General features: G+C 68.6%; 18 protein-coding genes and 1 tRNA gene. 2 read left to right on the top strand and 17 right to left on the bottom strand.

The features are described from left to right. Positions 1-80 precede the first annotated feature (80 nt). Positions 81-977 carry a DnaJ C-terminal domain-containing protein gene (locus tag WAT24_RS09640; RefSeq protein WP_336807637.1) on the bottom strand — a complete coding sequence of 299 codons (897 nt, stop codon included), beginning with the start codon at positions 975-977 and terminating at the stop codon, positions 81-83. A gap of 85 nt (positions 978-1062) precedes the next feature. After that, positions 1063-1566, bottom strand: a complete 504-nt coding sequence (locus tag WAT24_RS09635) for an Hsp20/alpha crystallin family protein (protein ID WP_336807636.1) — start codon at positions 1564-1566, stop codon at positions 1063-1065. Positions 1567-1700: 134 nt separating this feature from the next. Between WAT24_RS09635 and WAT24_RS09630 the strand changes: the two genes are divergently transcribed. Both WAT24_RS09630 and WAT24_RS09625 read left to right on the top strand, forming a co-directional pair. After that, positions 1701-2219, top strand: coding sequence for a peroxiredoxin (locus WAT24_RS09630; RefSeq protein WP_336807635.1), 519 nt, complete (start codon positions 1701-1703; stop codon positions 2217-2219). A gap of 112 nt (positions 2220-2331) precedes the next feature. After that, entirely contained in the window at positions 2332-2745 is a 414-nt protein-coding gene (locus WAT24_RS09625; RefSeq protein ID WP_336807634.1) for a DoxX family protein, read from the top strand. Between the two features lie 73 nt (positions 2746-2818). Here the strand turns inward: WAT24_RS09625 and gyrA are convergent, their stop codons facing one another. The 15 genes from gyrA to WAT24_RS09545 form a co-directional block, all read right to left on the bottom strand. Further along, a complete protein-coding gene (gyrA, locus tag WAT24_RS09620) occupies positions 2819-5410 on the bottom strand; it encodes a DNA gyrase subunit A (protein ID WP_336807633.1) in 2592 nt (863 codons plus the stop codon). A 150-nt stretch (positions 5411-5560) separates the two neighbouring features. Beyond that, entirely contained in the window at positions 5561-5971 is a 411-nt protein-coding gene (locus WAT24_RS09615) for a GtrA family protein (RefSeq protein ID WP_336807632.1), read from the bottom strand. Then, a complete protein-coding gene (mtnA, locus tag WAT24_RS09610; protein ID WP_336807631.1) occupies positions 5968-6996 on the bottom strand; it encodes an S-methyl-5-thioribose-1-phosphate isomerase in 1029 nt (342 codons plus the stop codon). The genes WAT24_RS09615 and mtnA overlap by 4 nt, the downstream gene beginning before the upstream one ends. 163 nt (positions 6997-7159) lie before the next feature. Further along, positions 7160-8227 (bottom strand): class III poly(R)-hydroxyalkanoic acid synthase subunit PhaC, encoded by a 1068-nt coding sequence (phaC, locus tag WAT24_RS09605; protein ID WP_336807630.1) that lies wholly within the window; start codon positions 8225-8227, stop codon positions 7160-7162. 8 nt (positions 8228-8235) lie between these two features. After that, positions 8236-9471 (bottom strand): poly(R)-hydroxyalkanoic acid synthase subunit PhaE, encoded by a 1236-nt coding sequence (locus tag WAT24_RS09600; RefSeq protein WP_425605289.1) that lies wholly within the window; start codon positions 9469-9471, stop codon positions 8236-8238. 300 nt (positions 9472-9771) lie between these two features. Next, positions 9772-11877 (bottom strand): polyribonucleotide nucleotidyltransferase, encoded by a 2106-nt coding sequence (gene pnp, locus WAT24_RS09590; protein ID WP_336807629.1) that lies wholly within the window; start codon positions 11875-11877, stop codon positions 9772-9774. A gap of 18 nt (positions 11878-11895) precedes the next feature. Beyond that, positions 11896-12165, bottom strand: a complete 270-nt coding sequence (gene rpsO / locus WAT24_RS09585) for a 30S ribosomal protein S15 (protein WP_336807628.1) — start codon at positions 12163-12165, stop codon at positions 11896-11898. A 177-nt stretch (positions 12166-12342) separates the two neighbouring features. Further along, on the bottom strand, positions 12343-13269 hold the full coding sequence (gene truB, locus WAT24_RS09580; RefSeq protein WP_336807627.1) for a tRNA pseudouridine(55) synthase TruB: 927 nt from the start codon (positions 13267-13269) through the stop codon (positions 12343-12345). A 54-nt stretch (positions 13270-13323) separates the two neighbouring features. Further along, positions 13324-13695, bottom strand: coding sequence for a 30S ribosome-binding factor RbfA (gene rbfA / locus WAT24_RS09575; RefSeq protein ID WP_336807626.1), 372 nt, complete (start codon positions 13693-13695; stop codon positions 13324-13326). A gap of 171 nt (positions 13696-13866) precedes the next feature. Next, complete coding sequence (infB, locus tag WAT24_RS09570) at positions 13867-16602, bottom strand: translation initiation factor IF-2 (protein WP_336807625.1); 2736 nt, start codon at positions 16600-16602, stop codon at positions 13867-13869. 130 nt (positions 16603-16732) lie between these two features. Then, entirely contained in the window at positions 16733-18238 is a 1506-nt protein-coding gene (gene nusA, locus WAT24_RS09565) for a transcription termination factor NusA (protein WP_336807623.1), read from the bottom strand. Positions 18239-18380: 142 nt separating this feature from the next. Next, entirely contained in the window at positions 18381-18911 is a 531-nt protein-coding gene (locus tag WAT24_RS09560) for a ribosome maturation factor RimP (RefSeq protein ID WP_336807622.1), read from the bottom strand. A 192-nt stretch (positions 18912-19103) separates the two neighbouring features. Continuing rightward, positions 19104-19180: transfer RNA gene (locus WAT24_RS09555), tRNA-Met, on the bottom strand. Positions 19181-19327: 147 nt separating this feature from the next. After that, the gene (nuoN, locus tag WAT24_RS09550) at positions 19328-20761 is read right to left on the bottom strand and encodes an NADH-quinone oxidoreductase subunit NuoN (protein WP_336807621.1); all 1434 of its coding nucleotides are present in this window, start codon (positions 20759-20761) and stop codon (positions 19328-19330) included. A 13-nt stretch (positions 20762-20774) separates the two neighbouring features. Further along, positions 20775-22283 (bottom strand): NADH-quinone oxidoreductase subunit M, encoded by a 1509-nt coding sequence (locus tag WAT24_RS09545; protein WP_336807620.1) that lies wholly within the window; start codon positions 22281-22283, stop codon positions 20775-20777. Positions 22284-22289: the final 6 nt, after the last annotated feature.

Genomic DNA, 22289 nt, shown 5'->3' with positions numbered 1-22289 from the left:
GGCGGCGGGCATCCCCGGCGAGCACGCGCCTCCGGCCTCACCCGCCCGAGCTCCCCCTCGCGAGACCTGCCCAGACCCGCTCAGGCGCGCGGGTCGTACCCTTCGAACTGCCCGCGCAGCGCCTGATAGGCCTCGCGTTGCGCCTCGTTTTCCGCGGCCGGGGTGCGGATCGACAGTTCCACCAGCTGGTCGCCTGCCGGGTTTCCGGGCAACCCCCGTCCCTTGAGCCGCAGCTTGCGCCCCGACTGCGAGCCGGGCGGGATGCGCATGTCCACCGTGCCGGCCAGGGTCGGCACCGGCACGGTCGCGCCCAGCGCCGCCTCCCAGGGCGCCAGCGGCAGCACGTGCAGCACGTTGCGGCCTTCCAGCTTGAACCGCGGGTCCTCGCGGATGGTCACCTCGAGCAGCAGGTCGCCGCCGGGCCCGCCGGCCACGCCCGCCTGCCCCTGCCCGGCCAGGCGGATCACCTGCCCGGAGAGGATGCCGGCCGGGATCTTCACCTCCAGCACGCGTTCGTGACCGCTGCTGTCGTGCAGGGCCAGGCGCGTGCGTCCGCCCTCGAACGCGGTCTGCAGGTCGATCTGCACCTGTGCCTGCACGTCGCGCCCGCGACGCGGCCGCGGCCCGCGGTGGCCGCCGGCCGCACGGCCGAACAGGCTCTCGAAGAAATCGCTGAAATCGCCGTCGCCGACGTCGCCGAAATCGAAGCCGCCGCCCTGGCCCCAGCCCGGCGGCGGACGGAACTGTTCGCCGCCGCGGTAGCCGCCCGCGCGCAGCTGGTCGTAGGCGCGGCGCTTCTCCGGGTCGCGCAACACCTCGTTGGCCTCGTTGATTGCCTTGAAGCGCTCCTCGGCGCCCGCTTCCTTGTTCTTGTCGGGGTGGTACTGCCGCGCCAGCTTGCGATAGGCGGCCTTGATCTCGGCCTCGCTGGCGTCGGGCCTCACCCCGAGGATGTCGTAATAGTCTTTGAATTCCACTGCCCTTCCTCGGCAACACTGCACGGACGGGCGGCCCGCGGCGGATCAGCGCCGCAGGCCGCCCGGGACGAGCCGCGACGCAGACTCAGTGGCTGGTGGTCGGGTTGCCGCCGGTGCCGGTCGAGCCGCCGCCCGTGCCGTGGTCGGTGGAGATCGAGATGCGCCGTGGCGTGGTTTCCGCGCGCTTGGGAATGACGATCTCGAGCACGCCGTGGCGGCCGACCGCGGTCACGCCGTCCGGGTCGGCGCTGTCCGGCAGGGCGAAGCGGCGGTGGAACGTGCCATGGGAGCGCTCGATCCGCGTGAAGCGGCCGTTCTGCTCGCGGTTTTCCATGGTGCGCTCGCCCTTGATGGTGAGGATGCCCTTTTCCATGCTCACTTCGATGTTGGCCGGGTCGACGCCGGGCACGTCCACGAAGATCACGAAGCGCTTGTCCTCTTCCTTGATATCCACCCGCGGCGCCCACTGGCTGGTGACGACGTTGGAGGCATCGGCCTCGTCCTGCTGGAAGAAGCGGTCGAAGACGTGGCGGATCTCCTCGGGAAACGCATTGGCGGCGTTCCACATCGGGTTGCGGTTCGAACTCATGGCTGTCCTCCTCCTCCGAAAGGGTCGCGGCAGGCTCCGCTTGCTGCTGAAGTAGGTACGGACACCCGAGATTCAAGGCGACAGCGATGCCGCAGCGGGTTTAGGATGCCCTCCCCTCACCAAGGACGAGCCCCATGAGCATCCAGATCGGCCAGCCCCTGCCCGACGTCGAGGTCGCCGTCATCGAAGGCGCCTCGGAGATCCGGCGCGTTCGCACCGCCAGCCTCTTTGCCGGCCACCGGGTGGTGCTGTTCGCCGTCCCCGGTGCCTTCACCCCGACCTGCTCGGACCGCCACCTGCCCGGCTACGTCAAGCATTTCCGGGACTTCCGCGAGCACGGCGTCGAGGTGATGTGCCTGGCGGTGAACGATGCCTACGTGATGCAGGCCTGGGCGATCGCCCAGCAGGTGCCCGCAGGCCTGAAGATGCTGGCCGACGGCAACGCCGGCTTCACCCGGGCGCTGGGCCTGGAGTTCGACGGCAGCGCCTATGGCATGGGGTTGCGCGCCCGTCGTTTCGCGCTGTACGCGGAGGACGGGGTGGTGCGTCAGCTGCACGTGGAGGCCCCGGGCGAATTCCGCGTCTCCACCGCCGAATCGATGCTGCAGGCCCTGCAGGCACGGGAAACCGGCGCCCCCGCGGCCGCCGGCTGAGATCCCGGCTTGCTTCCTTCCCGCGCGGGTCGCGGCCGGAAGCCCTAGCATGCAGCCCCGGGGGCACGGCCCCGAGGCTCTCTGCCGCGATGCCCCCGATAAGGAGGCTGCCATGCGATATACCCTGTTCGACAAGGTGGTGAACGAGCTGCTGCTCGTGGCGCGGGTCCTGCTGGTGCTGCTGTTCGTACTGTTCGGCTGGAGCAAACTGACCGATTTTCCCGGCACGGTGGGTTACATGGCCGCCGAAGGCCTGCCGCTCCCCACGCTCGCGGCGGCCGTGGTGATCCTGATGGAGTTCTTCGTGGGCCTGGCGATCGTGCTCGGCTTCTGGACACGCCCGCTCGCCCTGCTGCTGGCCCTGTACACGCTCGGCACGGCGCTGATCGGCCACCACTTCTGGACCATGGCCGGGGGCGAGCGGATGGCCAACATGACCAACTTCTACAAGAACGTCTCGATCATCGGCGGCCTGCTGCTGTTGTGCGTGACCGGTCCGGGCAGGTATTCGCTCGACCGCAGGTGATCCGCCCTCCGGCGCGCCAGAAAAAGAAAAGCCCCGGCGCTGGCCGGGGCTTTCTCGACGCGCCGGTCGGGAATCAGGCCGCGCCAGCCTCGCTCGCGTCCGGCGCGGTGCCGTCGGCAGCCTCGGCCTCCTCGCCGTTGCCCTCCTCCGCGTCCAGCCGCACCACGCTGACCAGCGTCTCGTCGGCGGGCAGGCGGATCAGGGTCACGCCCTGGGTGTTGCGACCCAGCTGCGACACCTCGGCGACGCGGGTGCGCACCAGCGTGCCCTGGTTGGAGATCAGCATCAGCTCGTGCGCCTCGGTGACCTGCACCGCGGCGACCAGCGGACCGTTGCGCTCGGAGCACTGGATGCCGATCACGCCCTGGGTGCCTCGGCCCTTCTTGGGGAACTCCTCCAGCACCGTGCGCTTGCCGTAGCCGCGCGCGGTCGCGGTGAGGATGTCGCCCTCGGCGGCGACGATCATGGAGACCACCTCGGCCCCGTCGGCCAGCCGCATGCCGCGCACGCCGGTGGCGGTGCGGCCCATCGAGCGCACCTCGCTCTCGTCGAAGCGCACCGCCTTGCCGTTGGAGGCGAACAGCAGCACGTCGCTGTTGCCGTCGGTGAGCGCGACGCCGACCAGCGCGTCGCCGTCCTCCAGGTTGATCGCGATCTTGCCGCGCTGCAGCTGGAAGGCAAACTCGGTCAGCGGCGTCTTCTTCACCGTGCCGCAGCGCGTGGCGAAGAACACGTAGCGGTCACCGTCGTACTCGCGCACCGGCAGCACCGCCTGCACCTTCTCGCCTTCGGCCAGCGGCAGCAGGTTGACGATCGGCTTGCCGCGCGCGCCGGGACCGGCCTCCGGCATCTGGTAGACCTTGAGCCAGTAGACGCGGCCGGTACTGGTGAAGGTCAGCAGCGTGTCGTGGGTGTTGACCACCCACAGCTGCTCGACGAAATCCTCGTCCTTCAGTGCCGAGGCCGAGCGCCCCTTGCCGCCGCGCCGCTGCGCACGGTAGGTGCTCGCCGGCTGGCGCTTGATGTAGCCGGCGTGCGACAACGTGACGACCACGTCCTCCGGCGCGATCAGGTCGAGGACGTTGAGGTCCTCCATCGAATGCTGGATCTCGGTGCGACGCGCGTCGCCGTACTCGGCCTTGATGACCTCCAGCTCCTCGCGGATCACCTTGAGCAGCACCTCCGGGTTCTCGAGAATCTCGATCAGGCCGCGGATGGTGTCGAGGATCTGCCGGTACTCGTCGGAAAGCTTCTCCTGCTCCAGGCCGGTCAGGCGGTGCAGGCGCATCGCCAGGATTTCCTGCGCCTGCACCTCGGAGAGCTGATAGCCGTCGCTCTTGAGGCCGTCGCGCGGGTCCATGTCCTCCGGCCGCGAGGCGTCGGCACCGGCGGCGGCCAGCAGCGTGCTGACCATGCCGGGCTGCCACTTGCGCGCCAGCATGCGCTCGCGTGCCTCGGCGGGCGAGGCGGAGCTGCGGATCAGCTCGATCATCTCGTCGATGTTGGCCAGCGCGACGGTGAGGCCTTCCAGGATGTGGGCGCGGGCGCGCGCCTTGCGCAGTTCGAAAATGGTGCGGCGGGTCACCACCTCGCGGCGGTGGCGGATGAAGGCCTCGAGGATCTCCTTGAGGTTCAGCAGGCGCGGCTGGCCATCCAGCAGCGCGACCATGTTGATGCCGAAGGTGACCTGCAGCTGCGTCTGCAGGAACAGGTTGTTGAGCACCACGTCGGCCATGGCGTCGCGGCGCACCTCGATCACGATGCGCATGCCGTCCTTGTCGGATTCGTCGCGCAGCTCGCTGATGCCCTCGATCTTCTTTTCCTTGACCAGCTCGGCGATCTTCTCGATCAGCCGCGCCTTGTTCACCTGGTACGGCAGCTCGTGGACGATGATCGTCTCGCGGCCGTTGGCCTCGGTCTCGATCTCGGTGCGCGCGCGCACCAGGATACGGCCGCGACCGGTGCGGTAGGCCTCGACGATGCCGGCGGCGCCGTTGATGATGCCGGCAGTCGGGAAGTCCGGCCCGGGGATGTGCTGCATCAGCTCGTCGACCGACAGCGACGGCTCGTCGATCAGCGCGATGGTCGCCGCGATCACCTCGTTGAGGTTGTGGGGCGGCACGTTGGTGGCCATGCCGACCGCGATGCCGGCCGAGCCGTTGATCAGCAGGTTCGGCACGCGCGTGGGCAGGACCAGCGGCTCCTGCTCGGACTCGTCGTAGTTCGGCCCGAAGTCGACCGTTTCCTTGTCGATGTCCGCCAGCAGCTCGTGCGTGAGGCGCGACATGCGCACCTCGGTGTATCGCATGGCCGCGGCGTTGTCGCCGTCGACCGAGCCGAAGTTGCCCTGGCCGTCGACCAGCAGGTAGCGCAGCGAGAACGGCTGGGCCATGCGCACGATCGCGTCGTACACCGACGCATCACCGTGCGGGTGGTACTTACCGATCACGTCACCGACCACGCGGGCCGACTTCTTGTACGGCTTGTTCCAGGCATTGCCCAGTTCGTTCATCGCGTACAGTACGCGCCGGTGCACCGGCTTCAAACCGTCGCGCGCATCCGGCAAGGCGCGCCCTACGATCACGCTCATGGCGTAATCGAGGTAGCTCTGGCGCATCTCGTCTTCGATGTTGACGCGGATGATCTCTTTGGCGAGTTCTGCCATGAATCAGGCTTCCCGATCGGTATCCCTGGAACGAAAAAGGCCGTGCGCGCACCTGCTCGATGCGCGCGTTTGCGCGGCCCGCAAGAAACCGTGAAAGTGTACCACGAACGCGCCCGGAAAGCCCGTATTTATGGCTTCCGAATCAATGGCTTACATCGTGGTTTTGGCGCGGCGGAAAAGCACGCCGCGCGCTGCCGAAAAATTGACCAGCGCCGCGACCGCCGAACCGGCCGCGGCGGCTGCGGCCGGCCAGCGGTGCAGCAGGGGAAACTGCACCAGCAGCGCCACGTACACGGTGTAGTTCACCGCCGCGCCGCCGGCCATCAGCGCCAGCCAGTGCAGCCATTCGGCCGGTGCCGAGCGTCCGCTGTCGCGGTGGGCGAAGGTCCGTCGGCGGTTCCACCACCAGGTCACCGTGGCGGCGAGCAGGAAGGAGAGCACGCGTGCCAGGTAGGGGTTCCACCGCGCGCCGCTGACCAGCGCCTGCACCACTGCGGCATCGACCGCCAGGCCGATCAGCCCGCCGACGGCGAACAGCGCGGCCTCGCGCCGCAGCCTCACCGTCCGAACACCGCCTGCATCGCGACCGGGCCCGGCCGCTCGATCACGCCGCGCTCGGTGACGATGGCGTCGATCAACCCGGCCGGCGTCACGTCGAAGACGGGATTCCAGGCCTGCGCGCCCTCGACCACCGTGCGGCGTCCGCCGGTGGCAAGGAGTTCGGTGGCGTCGCGCAGCTCGATCTCGATCGCCTCGCCGTCGGGCGTGGCCATGTCGACGGTGGAGGACGGCGCCACGACCATGAACTTCACGCCGTGGTGGCGGGCGGCGATGGCCAGCTGGTAGGTGCCGATCTTGTTGGCGGTATCGCCGTTGGCGGCGATGCGATCGGCCCCCACGATGACCCACTGCACCCGGCCCGAGCGCATCAGGTGGGCGGCGGCCGAGTCGGCGATCAGGTGCGCCGGGATGCCGTCGCGCACCAGCTCGTACATGGTCAGCCGCGCGCCCTGCTGCCACGGGCGCGTCTCGCCGGCGAACACCTCGTCGATGCGGCCGGCGGCCACGCCGGCGCGGATCACGCCGAGCGCCGTGCCGTAGCCGGCCGTGGCCAGCGAGCCGGTGTTGCAATGGGTGAGCACGCCGGCACCCGGCGCGATCAGCGCGGCACCCAGCTCGCCCATGCGGCGGTTGGCGGCCAGGTCCTCGTCCTGGATCGCCTGCGCCTCGCGCTCGAGGACGGCGGCATCGGCGCCGGCAGCCAGGCGCGCCTTCATGCGGTCCAGCGCCCACATCAGGTTCACCGCCGTCGGGCGGGCCGCACGCAGCGTCGCCAGCACCGGCTCCATCGGCACGCCCCGCTGCGCGGCCAGGACCACGCCCCATGCGGCGGCGATGCCGATCGCCGGCGCACCGCGCACCGCCAGGTCGCGGATCGCCTGGGTCACCTGGTCCGCGTCGCGGCATTCGATCCAGCGTTCCTCGGCCGGCAGCAGGCGTTGGTCGAGCAGGCACAGGCGGTCGCCGCGCCACTGCACGGCGCGGATGGTGTCGTGCTCGCGGAAGGCTTCGGTGGAGGCGTTCATCGGCGGTACGTCTGAAAAAAACCGGAGCCTAGCACGGCGCCCGCCTGCGGCGTGGACGCGAGGACCGTCGGTAGGAGCGAGCTTGCTCGCGAAGCTCTTCCCTCGCAGGTGCGGGAAGCGACAAGCTTCGCGATCGAGCTCGCTCCCACCTGGGCATGGCGGCCTACGGGTGCTCGCGCAGCCAGCGGTGGATCGCCGGCGGCACTTCGCGCTGCGCGCGACCGGACACGTAGATGCCGATGTGCCCACCCTTGAACGCCAGCTCGGTGTAGTCGTCGCTGCCGACGTGGTGGCCGAGCGCACGGGAGGCATCGGGCGGAACCAGGTGGTCCTGCTCGGCGTAGATATTGAGGACCGGCTGGGTGATACGTCCCAGTTCCACCGGCTTGCCGCCGATCGTCAGGCCGCCCCTGACCAGCTTGTTGGCCTGGAAGAAATCCCTGACGAATTCGCGGAACGCCTCGCCGGCCTGGTCCGGCGAATCGAAGATCCAGCGCTCCATGCGCAGGAAGTTCTCGAGCTCCCGCGGGTTGTCCAGGATCTCGACCAGATTGACGTACTTCTGCTGCAGCAGGCGCACCGGCTTGAGCGTGAGATAGACCCAGTTCATCAGCGCCGCCGGGACGTTGCCGAGCGTGTCGACGAACAGGTCCACGTCGATGTTCCGCGCCCAGTGCGAGAGCATGTTGTCGGGCGTGTGGTAGTCCACCGGCGTGACCATGGTGACCAGGTTGCGCACCTTGGCCGCGTGCAGCGTCGTGTAGCACAGCGAGAACGCGCCGCCCTGGCAGATGCCGAGCAGGTCGATGGCCGCCACGCCCGCCCGTGCGCGGACGGCGTCCACGCAACGATCGAGGTAGCCGTCGATGTAGTCCTCCAGGGTCAGCCAGCGGTCGGCGCCGTCCGGGTAGCCCCAGTCGATCAGGTAGACGTCCTCGCCCTGCGCGAGCAGGTTGCGCACCAGCGAGCGGTCGCTTTGCAGGTCGGTCATCCACACCGTGTTGACCAGGGCGTAGACGATCAGCAGCGGTGTCTTCGAGGTCGGCGCGTGTTCGCCGCGCATGCGCCAGAGCGTGAGCTTGTCCTCGCGGTAGATCAGCTCGCGCGGGGTCTCGGCATAGCCGGGTTCGGCCAGGCCCTGCAGGTTCGCGGCGCCCGCCGCGAGCTTGCGCTGGAAGGTGGTGATCTCTTCGAGGATCCGGGCGGGATCCAGCGGCCACGGGTTCTGCATGACGTTCCTCAACGCGACCGGCGCGGTGCGCGACGGGTAGTTGCCTTGGCGGCAGGCGGGGCCTTGGCCGTGGAGCGGGCCTTGGCGGCGCCATTCTTGGCCGCGGGCGGGGCTTTGGCTGCCGGCTTGGCGGGAGCGGCGCGTCGGGCGGCCGTCTTTACGGCTGCGCCCGGGCGCTCTGCTGCGCCACCCTCGGCCGCTTGCGTGCGGCGCAGCTCGCGCCGCAGCTCCTGCAGGCGCTGGCCGAGCGTGGCGACTTCGCTGCGCGTGGGCAGCCCCATCTCGCGGCACCATTGCTCGACCTGGCGCTGCTGCAGCTGCCGCAGGCGCATCTGCGTGTTGGCCTGCGCGGCGTAGGCCTCGCGGAACTCGTCCGACAACGCGATCTCGGCATAGGCTTCCTCGGCCGCATCCACCCAGAGGTCGTACATGGCCTTGAGGGAGCCCGCCTGGAAGCCCGGCTCGGCGAGCTTGCGCTGCAGGCGCTCGGCGCCCTCGGCCTGCGCCCGGGCGAGCAGTTGCTGATAGCGCGCGCTGGCCTGCTGGTGGTCGAGCATCGCCCGCAGCAGCGCCTGCTGCTCGGCCTGCTGCTCGCGGGTGTAGCCGAAGGCAGGCGTGTTCAGCAGTCCGCGAAGCCCCTCCAGGCCGATCGGCGGGACCGCGCCTGCGCCGGGCATGGTCCAGCCGGAGAACGGCGCCGGCTGGGGCACCTGGCCGCCCTGCCCGGCCATGGCGGCGGCGGCCTGCTGCATCCAGTCGAGGTAGCTTCCGAGGCCATCCATGCCCGGCACGGACGACGTGGCCGCGGGCATGGCGGCCGCGCCGGTCCACTGGCGGCTCCAGGCCTCCCACACCTGTCGGCCCAGGGTCTCGAAATCGGTGGCGGGGTTTTGCGCGGTCACGGGCGTGCCTTGCGGGGGAATCGCCGGAATCGTAGCAAAACCCGCGGGATCGGCTTCGACCGCAGGCGTGGCGGCGGTGTCCGGCGGTTGCACCTCCCGCGCCAGCCGGCGGGCGTCGATCGCGCGGACGGTGTGCCAGTGCGGCCCCATCAGTTGGCTGATATGGCGGATGGGCAACAGTCGCAGCAACGCTTCGACGTGGGCGATCAGCCGGGCCGTCACTCGGCTGCGCGAAGGCAGCCACGGCACATGCTCGGTGGACACCCCGCAGGCCAGGCACACCACGCGCCGCAAGGGCACCTCCAGCCACACCTGCCGGTCGAACAAATCGCGCTCGTGCACCCGGCGCACCGAGCGAGCGATCGTGGATCAAACCACAGGGCGCCAGGCACCGTCCGCAGCATGGGTCCAACCGCTCATCGGGCTCCAGGCGCAGCAGCCACTGCATGGGCGACAGCGCTTGGGTCCAGCCTCTGCCGCCCTCGCTCCAGCCTCTTGCCTGTCAAGGCGCTCTTTCCCGCGAATCCGCGAAGAACAAAAAAGCGGGCCGATGGCCCGCTTTTCCGTATGGTCGGGACGCTCGTCGCGAGCTCCCAGCCCTCACCCCGACCCTCTCCCGGCAGGGAGAGGGGGATCGAGGGCTCAGCCGTTGGCGGCTTCGTCTTCGGCCACGGCCTTCATGGACAGGCGGATGCGGCCCTGCTTGTCCACTTCCAGCACCTTGACCTTCACGATGTCGCCTTCCTTGAGCTTGTCGGACACCTTCTCCACGCGCTCGGAGGAGATCTGCGAGACGTGCACCAGGCCGTCCTTGCCCGGCATGATGGTCACGAACGCGCCGAAGTCCATCAGCTTGGCGACCTTGCCCTCGTAGATGCGGCCCGGCTCGACATCGGAGACGATCTGCTCGATGCGCTTCTTCGCCTCGTCGGCGGCGAGGCGGTTGACCGAGGCGATCACCACGGTGCCGTCGTCGCTGATGTCGATGGTGGTGCCGGTTTCCTCGGTGATCGAGCGGATGGTGGCGCCGCCCTTGCCGATGACCTCGCGGATCTTGTCCGGGTGGATCTTGATGGTGAGCAGGCGCGGCGCGTACTCGCTCATCTCCGAACGCGGCTGGCTGATGACCTTGTTCATCTCGCCGAGGATGTGCAGGCGACCACGCTTGGCCTGCTCCAGCGCCACGCGCATGATCTCCTCGGTGATGCCGTCGATCTTGATGTCCATCTGCAGCGCGGAGATGCCGTCGGCACTGCCGGCCACCTTGAAGTCCATGTCGCCCAGATGATCCTCGTCGCCCAGGATGTCCGACAGCACGACGAAGTCGTCGCCTTCCTTGACCAGGCCCATCGCGATGCCGGCCACCGGCGCCTTCAGCGGCACGCCGGCGTCCATCATGGCCAGCGAGGAACCGCACACCGAGGCCATCGAGGACGAACCGTTGGACTCGGTGATCTCCGAGACCACGCGCAGCACGTACGGGAATTCCTCGATCGAGGGCTTCACCGCCTGCACGCCGCGCTTGGCGAGGCGGCCGTGGCCGATCTCGCGGCGCTTGGGCGCGCCGAAGCGGCCGGCCTCGCCCACCGAGAACGGCGGGAAGTTGTAGTGGAACAGGAAGGTGTCCTTCGACTCGCCTTCGGGCGCGTCGATGATCTGCGCGTCGCGGGTGGTGCCCAGCGTGGTGACCACCAGCGCCTGGGTCTCGCCGCGGGTGAACAGCGCCGAGCCGTGCGTACGCGGCAGCACGCCCACGCGCACGGTGATCGGGCGGATATCGTCGAGCTGGCGGCCGTCGATGCGCACCTTGGTCTTGAGCACGCTGTCGCGCATGGTGCGGTACTCGAGCTCGCCGAACTCCTTGGCCAGCTCGGCCGCGGACCAGCCATGCTGCTCGGCCTGCGGCTGCAGCGACTCGATCACCTCCGCCTTGATGGCAGCGATGGCATCGCGGCGCTGCAGCTTGTCGCGCACCTGGAAGGCCTTCTCGAGGCGGTCGCCCACGGCGCCCTTGAGGGCTGCGATCAGCTGCTCGTTGCGGGCCGGCGGCTGCCAGTCCCACGACGGCCTGGCCGCCTGGGTGGCGAGCTCGGCGATGGCGTTGATCGCCACCTGCATCTGCTTGTGGCCGAACATCACCGCGCCGAGCATCACGTCCTCGGACAACAGTTTCGCCTCGGACTCGACCATCAGTACCGCACCGGAGGTGCCGGCGACGACCAGGTCGAGGTCCGACTGCTTCAACTCCGAGGCAGTCGGGTTGAGCAGGTACTTGCCGTTGGCGTAGCCGACACGCGCGGCGCCGATCGGGCCCTTGAACGGGATGCCGGCGAGGGTCAACGCGGCGGAGGCGCCGAGCATGGCCGGGATGTCACCGTCGATCTCCGGATCGAGCGAGACGACCTGGGCGATCACCTGGACTTCGTTCTTGAAGTCTTCCGGGAACAGCGGGCGGACCGGGCGGTCGATCAGGCGCGAGGTCAGCGTCTCCTTCTCGGTCGGACGGCCCTCGCGCTTGAAGAAACCGCCGGGGATGCGGCCGGCGGAGTAGAACTTCTCGACGTAGTCGACGGTGAGCGGGAAGAAATCCTGCCCTTCGCGCGCCTTGGGGGCAGCCACGGCGGTGACCAGCACCACGGTGCCGCCCATGCTGACCATGACGGCACCGGACGCCTGGCGGGCGATTTCGCCCGTCTCCAGTGTGACTTCGTGATTACCGTACTGGAATGACTTGGTTACTTTCGCCACGTTGGGTCTCCTCGTGGATTAACGGCGGAGGCCGAGACGTTCGATCAGGCTCTGGTAGCGAGCCAGGTCGCGGTCCTTGAGGTAACCGAGCAGGCGCTTGCGCTGGTTGACCAGCTTGAGCAGGCCACGGCGCGAGTGGTGGTCCTGCTTGTGTTCCTTGAAGTGGTCGGTCAGGTGGTCGATGCGGGCCGACAGCAGGGCCACCTGGACTTCCGGCGAACCGGTGTCGTTCGGCACGCGGCCGTATTCAGCAATGATCTTGCTGGTCTGTTCTGCGGTAAGGGACATGTATCTCTTCCTTCGAAAAAGCGGATGCGGAACTTGTGCGACCTCACCCTCGGATGAGGTCGCACAAGCTCCGCTGGTTGGATGTAAAGCTCCGGAACAAGCTCGCTATTGTAGCGATGCGGGCCGCTTGGCAACAAGAGCGCCATCGGGCGGTCGTTTCCCGCCTCCGAGGCGTTTTCAGCCAGCCGCTGCGCCAGCGGCCGGCAGATTGAAGCCGCGCACGATGCGCAGGCGGCCCAGCGGGTCCGGTTCGATCAGGGCCAGCAGGCGCCCGTCGGGCGCAAAGGCGGCGCTGCGACCCTGGCCCGGCGCGCCGGGCCAGGGGATCTGCTGTCCCCGCGCCACCGCCAGTGCGGCCGCCCCGTCCAGCGGCAACGCCGGCAGATCGGCCACGCCGGCCGCCAGCGGCAGCAGCAGCGCGTCCAGGGCGGTGTCACCCTGCTCCGCGGCCTGCTCCAGCCGATGCAGGGAGACCATCGCCGGCGCGCGGAAAGGCTCCACCCACAGCCGGCGCAGCGCGGTCAGGTGCGCGCCGCATCCCAGGCGCTCGCCCAGGTCGGCCACCAGGCTGCGGATGTAGGTGCCCGAGCCGCATTCGACGTGCAGCCGCAGGCGGTCGCCCGCATGCTCCAGCAGTTCCAGCCGGTGGATCTCCACCTCGCGCGGAGGCACCTGCACCGCCTCGCCACGGCGCGCCTTCAGGTAGAGCGGCTCGCCGCCCTGCTTGAGGGCCGAGTACGCAGGCGGTACCTGCACGATGCACCCGCGCAGGGTGGCGAGCGCCTGCTCGAGGGCCGGCGGGTCCAGCGCCGGCACCGGCCGCCGCTGTACGACGTCGCCCTCGAGGTCCGCCGTGCGGGTGGTCGCGCCCAGGCGGCACTCGGCCTCGTAGGCCTTGCGCGAGCCCAGCAGCATGCCGGCGATCTTGGTCGCCTCGCCGAAACACAGCGGCAGCAGGCCGGTCGCCAGCGGATCGAGCGCGCCGGTATGTCCGCCCTTGGCGGCGCGCAGCAGGCGCCTGGCCGCCTGCAGGGCCTGGTTGGAACTCATGCCCAGCGGCTTGTCGAGCAGGAGGATGCCGTGCAGGTCGCGGAAGCGGGCCATGGTCGAGTGCGGGACGGAAGACGGTAAGCCGGGGTGGGCCGCTGCGGCCACGGATCAGCGCTCCGTGGCGCCGCCCCGCGGGTTCCCGCTCTCGCGCAGCAAACGCTCGATCCGTTCGCTCTTGTCGACCGAGTCGTCGTACTTGAAGCGCAGCTCCGGCACGCGCCGGATGCGCATGCTGCGGGACAGGGCGCGACGGAACTCCACCGCCAGTTCGTTCAGCGCCTTCACGGCCTCGGCGGCCCGCTCGGCCTGTAAGGCCGTGACCCACACCGTGGCCCAGTCGAGATCGCGGGTGACCTCCACGTCGGACACGCTCACCGAAGGCAGCGCATGGTCGCGCACGGCGGCGTGCACCAGCAGGCCGAGCTCGCGGCGGAGCTCGGCGCCTACGCGGTCGGTACGTTTGAAGTCGCGTGAGGGCATGGGGCTCCAATCAGATAGCGCTGCTGCCGCGCAGCGGCGGTCTCGTTGTCATCTCTCCCCTCCGGGAAGAGGGATGGGTGAGGGGCGGGCTCGCCTCAGGACAGCAAACGCCGGGGCCAGAGCGCCCCTCATCCAAACCCTCTCCCCGGAGGGGAGAGGGAGCAAAGCAACTTACAGCGTGCGGGCCACTTCGATACGCTCGAAGCACTCGATCTGGTCGCCGACCTTGACGTCGTTGTACTGCTTCACCGCGATACCGCACTCCATGCCGTTGCGCACCTCGTCCACGAGGTCCTTGAAGCGGCGCAGCGATTCCAGTTCGCCCTGGAAGATCACCGTGTTGTCGCGCAGCACGCGGATCGGCTTGTTCCGCTTGACCGTGCCCTCGGTGACCATGCAGCCGGCCACCGCGCCGAACTTGGAGCTGCGGAAGACCTCGCGCACCTGCGCCACACCGATGATCTCCTCGCGCACCTCCATGCCCAGCAGACCGGACGCGGCCTGCTTCACCTGGTCGATGACGTCGTAGATGATCGAGAAGTAGCGCACGTCCAGACCGGCCGTGTCGATCACCTTGCGCGCCGAGGCGTCGGCACGCACGTTGAAGCCGATGATCAGCGCCTTGGAGGCCGCCGCGAGCGTCGCGTCGGACTCGGTGATACCGCCGACACCGGCCGCGATCACGTTGACCTTCACGTTCTCGTTGCCGATCTGGCTCAGCGAGTCGCGCAGCGCCTGCACCGAACCCTGCACGTCGGCCTTGACCAGGATGTTGAGCGTCTGCTGCTCGGCCCCCTGGCCCATCTGCGCCATGATGTCCTCGAGACGGTTGGCCTTGCTGACCATGCGCGTCTCGCGGCGCTTCTGCTGGCGCTCGGCAGCCACCTCGCGGGCGAGGCGCTCGTCGGCCACCACCACGAAGTCGTCGCCCGCCTCCGGCACGCCGGAGAGGCCGAGCACCTGCACGGGGATCGACGGGCCCGCTTCCTGCACGGTCTTGCCGCTCTCGTCGACCAGCGCACGCATGCGGCCGTATTCCACGCCGCAGACCACGAAGTCGCCGCGCTTCAACGTACCCTGCTGCACCAGCACGGTGGCGACCGGGCCGCGGCCCTTGTCGAGGCTGGATTCGATCACCACGCCCGAGGCCGGGCCGTCATGCACGGCGGTCAACTCCATCACCTCGGCCTGCACCGAGACCGCGTCGAGCAGCTCGTCGATGCCCATGCCGGTCTTCGCCGAGACCGGCACGAACATGGTGTCGCCGCCCCAGTCTTCCGGGATGACTTCTAGATTGGCCAGGCCCTGCTTGACGTGATCCGGGTTGGCGTCGGACTTGTCCATCTTGTTGAGTGCCACGATCAGCGGCACCTTGGCGGCGCGCGCGTGCTGCACGGCCTCGGCCGTCTGCGGCATCACGCCGTCGTCGGCGGCCACCACCAGCACCACGATGTCGGTGGACTGCGCGCCGCGGGCGCGCATCGCGGTGAACGCGGCGTGGCCCGGGGTGTCGAGGAAGGTGATCACGCCCTTGGGCGTTTCCACGTGGTACGCGCCAATGTGCTGGGTGATGCCGCCGGCCTCGCCTGCGGCGACCTTGGTGCGGCGGATGTAGTCCAGCAGCGAGGTCTTGCCGTGGTCGACGTGGCCCATGATGGTGACCACCGGCGGACGCGGCGTCTTCTCGCCTTCCAGCTCGGCGCTCTGCGTGTGCGCGGCCAGCGCGGCCTCGGCGTTGTTCTCGGTGGCCTCGACCGGCGTGTGGCCCAGTTCCTCGACCACCAGCGTGGCGGTGTCCCGATCGATGGTCTGGTTGATGGTGGCCATCACGCCCATCTTGAAGAGCGCCTTGACCACCTCCGAACCCTTGACCGCCATCTTCTGCGCCAGGTCGGCCACCACGTTGGCCTCGCCGACCACCACTTCACGCACCACCGGCGCGGTGGGACGCGAGAAGCCGTGCGCGCCGCCGGAACCGGCGCCGCTGCGGACGACTTCGCGGCCGCCCTTGCCGGGCTTGCCGCGCTTGCTGGACCGGCGTGCACGGTCGGCATCGGACAGGTGCAGTTCGCCGCCGGCGAAACGCTTGCCGCCCGGGCCCTCGTCGCGGTCACGGCCGTAGCGGGCCTTGCCGCGAGCAGCCTCGGCCGGCGCGGGCGCAGGGGCCGGCGCGGGGGCCGGCGCCGGGGCGACGACCTTCTTCTCGCGCTTGCGCGGCTCGTGGATGCGCGGAACGATCATGCCGAACGCGCTGTAGTCGGTGACGCCACCGGCCGCCGGCGCGGGCGCCGGTGCAGCCGCCCTGGCCTGCTCGGCGACCGGCGCCTCGACGGCCCCGGATACCGGCGCTTCGGCTTCGGCACGCTCCGCGCGCGCGGCCTCGTCGGCCTGGCGCCGGGCCTCTTCGGCCTGGCGCTGCTGCTCCTCCTGCGCGCGCCGGGCTTCTTCCTGGCGGCGCTGCTCGGCAGCCAGGCGCTCGCGCTCCTCGTGCTCGCGTTGCTGCTGCGACTCGGCCAGCTTGCGCGCGGCCTCCTCGCGCTCGGTGTCGGCACCGGCTTCTTCGGCGATCACGCTACGCTTGACGTAGGTGCGCTTGGCACGCACTTCCACGTTGACCGTCTTGGCGCTGCTGGCGGCACCGCGCCCGCCGGGCGAGGCGACCTTCAGCTCGCTGACCTTGCGGCGCTTGAGGGTGATCTGCCGCGGCGCACTGTCGTCGACCTCTGCGGCGGCATCGCTCTTGCCGTGCGTGCGGCGCAGGAAGCCCAGCAGCTTCACCTTCTCGGTGCTGCTGATGACCTGCTCCGGATCGGAGAAATTCATGCCCGCCTCACCCAGCTGCCCGAGCAGCTTGGTGACCGGCATACCCAATACCTGGGCGAGTTGTTTGATCGTTACATCCGACATCGTGTTCTTTCTCCGCCGTTCCCGCGCTCACGTCCGTGCGGCACCGCCTGCACGTCCACCTCCGTCCCTGGCGAAAGGCCCACAGGGAGCCTTCCTCGGCGCGCCCGTCCGAAGGCGCCGCCGTCCGCGGTCAGCCGCCCTTCTCCAGCCGCTCGATCATCGGGGCACGCGCCGCCATGATCAGCGCCGCAGCGCGCTCTTCGTCCATCCCCTCGATGTCGATCAGGTCGTCGACCGCGAGGTCGGCCAGATCGTCCACCGTACTGATTTCCCGTGCAGCCAGCGCATAGGCGGTCGCCTCGTCCATGCCCGGCAGGGCGAGCAGCTCTTCCGACGGCTGATGCTCGTCGATGCCCTCCTCCACCGCCAGCGCCTCGGTCAGCAGCGCATCGCGGGCGCGGGCACGCAGCTCCTCGACAATGTCCTCGTCGAAGCCTTCCACCGCCAGCAGCTCGGCGCTGGGCACGTAGGCGATCTCCTCGACGCTGGAGAAGCCCTCCTGCACCAGGATGTTGGCGATCTCCTCGTCCACTTCCAGCTTGTCCATGAACAGCTGGCGGGCGGCCTGCTGCTCGGCCTCGCTCTTGGCGGTGACCTGGTCCTGGGTCATCACGTTGAGCTGCCAGCCGGTGAGCTTGCTGGCCAGCCGCACGTTCTGGCCGCCGCGGCCGATGGCCTGCGAGAGCTTGTCCTCGGCCACCGCGATGTCCATCGAGTGCTTCTCCTCGTCCATGATGATGGACTGCACCTCGGCCGGCGCCATCGCGTTGATGACGTACTGCGCCTGGTTCTCGTGCCAGAGGATGATATCCACGCGCTCGCCGTTGAGCTCGTTGGAGACCGCCTGCACGCGCGAACCGCGCATGCCGATGCAGGCGCCGATCGGATCGGTACGACTGTCGTGCGCGATCACCGCGATCTTGGCGCGATCGCCGGGGTCGCGGGCGCAGCCCTTGATCTCGACCAGGCCCTGGCCGACCTCCGGCACCTCGAGCTTGAACAGCTCGATCATGAACTCCGGCGCGGCGCGCGAGACGAACAACTGCGGGCCGCGCACTTCCGAGCGCACCTCGTACAGGTAGCCGCGCACGCGGTCGCCGACGCGGTGCGACTCGCGCGGAATGGTCTTGTCGCGCGGGATGAACGCCTCGGCATTGCCGCCCAGGTCCAGGTACACGTTGCCGCGTTCCACGCGCTTGACGATGCCGGTGATCAGCTCGCCCACGCGGTCCTTGTAGGCATCCACCACCTGCTGGCGCTCGGCCTCGCGCACGCGCTGCACGATCACCTGCTTGGCGGCCTGGGCCGCGATGCGGCCGAACTCGGCATTTTCGATCTGCTGTTCGATGAAGTCGCCGACCTGGGCGTCCGGCTTCTCGTCCACCGCGTCCATCAGGCGCAGCTGGTGGAAGGGCGATTCCATCTCGCCGTCGTCCGCGATCACTTCCCAGCGACGGAAGGTCTCGTAGTCGCCGCTCTGGCGGTCGATCGCCACGCGGATGTCCGGATCCTCGTCCGGATAGCGCTTCTTCGCGGCCGAGGCCAGCGCGGCCTCCATCGCCTCGAAGATGACTTCGCGCGGCACGCCCTTCTCGTTGGCGACCGCGTCGACGACCAGCAACAGTTCTTTGCTCATTGCAGCAACTCCGCCGTTTTTGCATTCATCCGTGAATGCGAGAGTCGAAAAGCAGCCGTCCGTGGCCGCACTCTTCATTTGGATACTCGTCCATGCATCGGGGATCAGAAGCGGCCATCCGTGCCGCACTCCATGTTTTTCTTTACTTGCCGGCTTTCTTGGCCGGCTTCCTGCCGCCCGGCTTGGGCTGCGGCACGTAGCCGAGCGCTGCCCAGTCCGGCACCACGCGCGCGCTTTCGATGGCGGCGTGTTCGAATTCGAGCGTCTTGCCTTCGGCCTCGAAGGTGAGCCGCTCGCCGTCCACTGCGGCCAGCTTGCCGCGCAGGCGCCGGCGCCCCTCGATCGGCGCCTTGAGCAGCACCTTCACTTCCTGCCCCACGACCTTCGCGAACTGCGCCGGGGCGAACAGCGGCCTGTCGATCCCCGGCGAGGACACCTCGAGCACGTAGTGCCCGGGAATCGGATCCTCGACGTCCAGCAGCGCGGACAGCTCGCGACTGGCGGCTTCGCAGTCGTCCAGCGTGACCTCGCGGCCGTCGGCACGGTCCAGCACGTCCAGGTAGACGCGCAGGGTACTCTGCCCCTGCGACGGGGAGAACTCCACGCCGAGGCATTCCAGCCCCAGATCGGCCAGGGCCCCGGTGAAGCGTTGTGCCAGTGCCTGCGTATCCATGGTTGCCGTCTGCCTGCTGCGGAAACAAAAAATGGGCTCGAGCGGCCCATTCCCTTCACCCCGACGATGTGCCGACTCGTCCAGGCTCTTTCCCGCACGCCACCGGGCACCATACCGGCCCGGGCCGCGCGACGCATCCTTGCGCCCAACAAAAAAGCCTCACGAGGAGGCTTTCTTGTTCTAAGAAAGATCTGGTAGCGGGGGCAGGATTCGAACCTGCGACCTTCGGGTTATGAGCCCGACGAGCTGCCAGACTGCTCCACCCCGCATCAGAGTCCGCAAACTATAGCGGCATGGCCGATTTCTTGCAAGCCTTTTTCGGATCTCCGTAGCAGCGCGCCTGCTCGCGATGCTCGGGGCTCCGATGGACGAAAAGCATCGCGAGCACGCTCGCTCCTACAGTTCCCGCGCCGGGGTCAGCCTGCGAACGCCTGCTGGCACCAGCCCAGCAGCGGCCCCCAGTAGAGGCCGAGCGCGAGCAGCACCAGTGCATTGAGCGAGAGCATGGTGCGCAGCGACCAGTCCGCCTGCGGCCTGAGTTCCAGGCCTTCGCGCGGCTTGTCGAAGTACATCACCTTGACCACGCGCAGGTAGTAGTACAGGCCGACGATGGCGGCCACCGCACCGACGATGGCCAGCCACATCATCCCGGCGTGGATCGCCGCCTGCAGCACCAGCAACTTGGCGAAGAAGCCGAACATCGGCGGGACGCCAGCCAGCGAGAACATCGCCAGCAGCATCAGGAAGGCCATCCACGGCGAGCGCTGGTTCAGGCCCTTGAAGTCGTCGATCTCCTCGCATTCGAAGCCGGCCCGGGCCAGCGCGAGGATCACGCCGAACGCCGCGGTGCTCATCAGCGCGTAGCTGACCGCGTAGAACAGCGCCGAGGCGTAGCCTTCCGGGCCGGCGTTGACCAGGCCCAGCAGCAGGTAGCCCATGTGCGAGATGGTCGAATAGCCGAGCAGGCGCTTGAGGTTGGTCTGCACGATCGCGACCAGGTTGCCGATCGCCAGCGACACCACCGTCAGCACGGCCAGGATCAGCTGCCACTGGTGCGCCATCCCGCCCATGCCCGCCTCGAGCAGGCGGTAGGCCATGCCGAAGGCGGCCAGCTTGGAGGTCGAGCCGATGAACACGGTCACCGCCGTGGGCGAACCCTGGTAGACGTCGGGGATCCACATGTGGAACGGCGCCACGCCCAGCTTGAAGCTGATGCCCACGATCATGAAGATCAGCCCGAACAGCATGAGGTTGGACATGCCCGCCTGCGCCACCGCGCCGTGCAACTGCGCCAGCGCCAGCGTGCCGGTGGCGCCGTAGACCATCGACATGCCGTACAGCAGCATGCCCGAGGACAGCGCGCCGAGCACGAAGTACTTGATCGCCGCCTCGGACGACAGCCGCGAATCGCGGTTGAGCGCGACCAGCGCGTACGAGGACAGCGTCATCAGCTCCAGGCCCAGGTACACCATCACCAGGTTGCCGGCGGAGACCAGCAGCATGGCGCCGAGCACCGCGAAGATCATCAGCGTGTAGAACTCGCCCTGGAACAGCTTGCGGTCGACCAGGTAGGGCCGCGAGAAGACGAAGATCAGCGCCGTGCACAGCAGCGCGAACACCTTGAGCACCTTCGCCACGCCGTCGCGCACGAACATGCCGTCGAAGGCGGTCATGGCCACGTCCGGTACCGCCGCCACCAGGTAGATGCCGACCAGCAGCACCAGGATCGCGACCCAGTGCAGCACGTTGCGCTGCTCCGGCTTCATCCATGCATCCAGCAGCAGGAGCAAGCACGCCGCGGCGGTCAGGTAGAGCTCCGGCAGCAGGACAAGAATGTCGTTGAGGTTCATCGTTGCGTCCCGCTTAGATCTTGTGAACGGCCAGCTGCTGCACCAGCTGCGACACCGAGGCGTCCATCAGGTGGAGCAGCGGCTGCGGCCAGATGCCCAGCGCCAGCACGGCGGCGGCGAAGGCGGCCAGCACGAACGTCTCGCGCCCGTTGATCTCCTTCATCTCGGCCACGTGCGGATTGGTGATGTCGCCCCACAGCACGCGCTTGACCATCCACAGCGTGTAGGCCGCGCCGATGATCAGGGTAAACGCGGCGAACAGCGCGATCCACGGATTGGCGGCGAAGCTGGCCAGGATCACCATGAACTCGCCCACGAAACCGCTGGTGCCCGGCAGGCCCGAATTGGCCATGGCGAACAGCACGTAGAAGAAGCCGAACCACGGCATCACGTTGATCACGCCGCCGTAGTCCTTGATCAGGCGCGTGTGCAGGCGGTCGTACATCACGCCGATGCACGAGAACATCGCGCCCGAGACGAAGCCGTGCGAGATCATCTGCACCATCGCGCCCTGCATGCCGAGCCTGGCGGCATCCGGGTTGTTCGCCTCGCGCACCAGCATGAAGGCGATGAAGATGCCCAGGGTGACGAAGCCCATGTGCGCCACGGACGAATACGCCACCAGCTTCTTCATGTCGTCCTGCACCAGCGCGACGTAGCCGATGTAGACCACCGCGATCAGGCTGAGCAGGATCACCAGCCAGGCGAAGTGCTCGGAGGCATCGGGCACGATCGGCAGCGAGAAGCGCAGGAAACCGTATCCGCCGATCTTCAGCATCACCGCCGCCAGCACCACCGAGCCGCCGGTCGGCGCCTCCACGTGGGCGTCCGGCAGCCAGGTGTGCACCGGCACCATCGGCACCTTGACCGCGAAGGCGGCGAGGAAGGCGAAGAACAGCCAGCTCTGCTCGCGCATGGTCAGCGGCAGCGCCGCCAGCGTGTGCAGGTCGAAAGTACCGGCTTTCAGATACAGGTAGATCAGCCCGATCAGCATGAAGATCGAGCCGAGAAAGGTGTAGATGAAGAACTTCAGCGTGGCGTAGACGCGCCGCGGGCCGCCCCAGATGCCGATCAGGATGAACATCGGGATCAGCATCGCCTCGAAGAACACGTAGAACAGCAGGGCGTCGGTGGCGCAGAACACGCCGATCATCAGCCCCTCGAGCACCAGCATCGCGGCCATGTACTGGTGCGGCTTGTCCTGGATCACCTCCCAGGCGCCGACGATCACCAGGATGCCGACGAAGGTGGTGAGCAGGATCAGCGCCACCGAGATGCCGTCCACGGCAAGGCCGTAGTGCACCCCGAGCGAGGCGATCCAGACGTGGCTCTCGGTGAGCTGCATGGCGCTGTCGGCGGCGTTGTACGCCGGCAGCAGGCACAGGCTCGCGGCGAAGGTCAGCACGGCCACCAGCAGCGAGATCCAGCGGGCCAGGCCCGGACGTCCGGAACCGGCCAGCAGCACGGGCACCGCGCCGACGATGGGCAGCCAGATCAGCAGGCTGAGCAGATGATTGAACATGGAGCG

This window comes from Fulvimonas yonginensis (assembly GCF_037137055.1).
Classification (GTDB): domain Bacteria; phylum Pseudomonadota; class Gammaproteobacteria; order Xanthomonadales; family Rhodanobacteraceae; genus Frateuria_A; species Frateuria_A yonginensis.
This window is presented reverse-complemented; position numbering and strand designations above follow the sequence as displayed.

Coding starts and splice junctions, on each gene's coding strand:
- WAT24_RS09635 (WP_336807636.1), bottom strand. CDS start 1,566: ATGAGTTCGAACCGCAACCCGATGTGGAACGCCGCCAATGCGTTTCCC.
- WAT24_RS09630 (WP_336807635.1), top strand. CDS start 1,701: ATGAGCATCCAGATCGGCCAGCCCCTGCCCGACGTCGAGGTCGCCGTC.
- WAT24_RS09625 (WP_336807634.1), top strand. CDS start 2,332: ATGCGATATACCCTGTTCGACAAGGTGGTGAACGAGCTGCTGCTCGTG.
- gyrA (WP_336807633.1), bottom strand. CDS start 5,410: ATGGCAGAACTCGCCAAAGAGATCATCCGCGTCAACATCGAAGACGAG.
- mtnA (WP_336807631.1), bottom strand. CDS start 6,996: ATGAACGCCTCCACCGAAGCCTTCCGCGAGCACGACACCATCCGCGCC.
- phaC (WP_336807630.1), bottom strand. CDS start 8,227: ATGCAGAACCCGTGGCCGCTGGATCCCGCCCGGATCCTCGAAGAGATC.
- rpsO (WP_336807628.1), bottom strand. CDS start 12,165: ATGTCCCTTACCGCAGAACAGACCAGCAAGATCATTGCTGAATACGGC.
- truB (WP_336807627.1), bottom strand. CDS start 13,269: ATGGCCCGCTTCCGCGACCTGCACGGCATCCTCCTGCTCGACAAGCCG.
- rbfA (WP_336807626.1), bottom strand. CDS start 13,695: ATGCCCTCACGCGACTTCAAACGTACCGACCGCGTAGGCGCCGAGCTC.
- infB (WP_336807625.1), bottom strand. CDS start 16,602: ATGTCGGATGTAACGATCAAACAACTCGCCCAGGTATTGGGTATGCCG.
- nusA (WP_336807623.1), bottom strand. CDS start 18,238: ATGAGCAAAGAACTGTTGCTGGTCGTCGACGCGGTCGCCAACGAGAAG.
- WAT24_RS09560 (WP_336807622.1), bottom strand. CDS start 18,911: ATGGATACGCAGGCACTGGCACAACGCTTCACCGGGGCCCTGGCCGAT.
- nuoN (WP_336807621.1), bottom strand. CDS start 20,761: ATGAACCTCAACGACATTCTTGTCCTGCTGCCGGAGCTCTACCTGACC.
- WAT24_RS09545 (WP_336807620.1), bottom strand. CDS start 22,283: ATGTTCAATCATCTGCTCAGCCTGCTGATCTGGCTGCCCATCGTCGGC.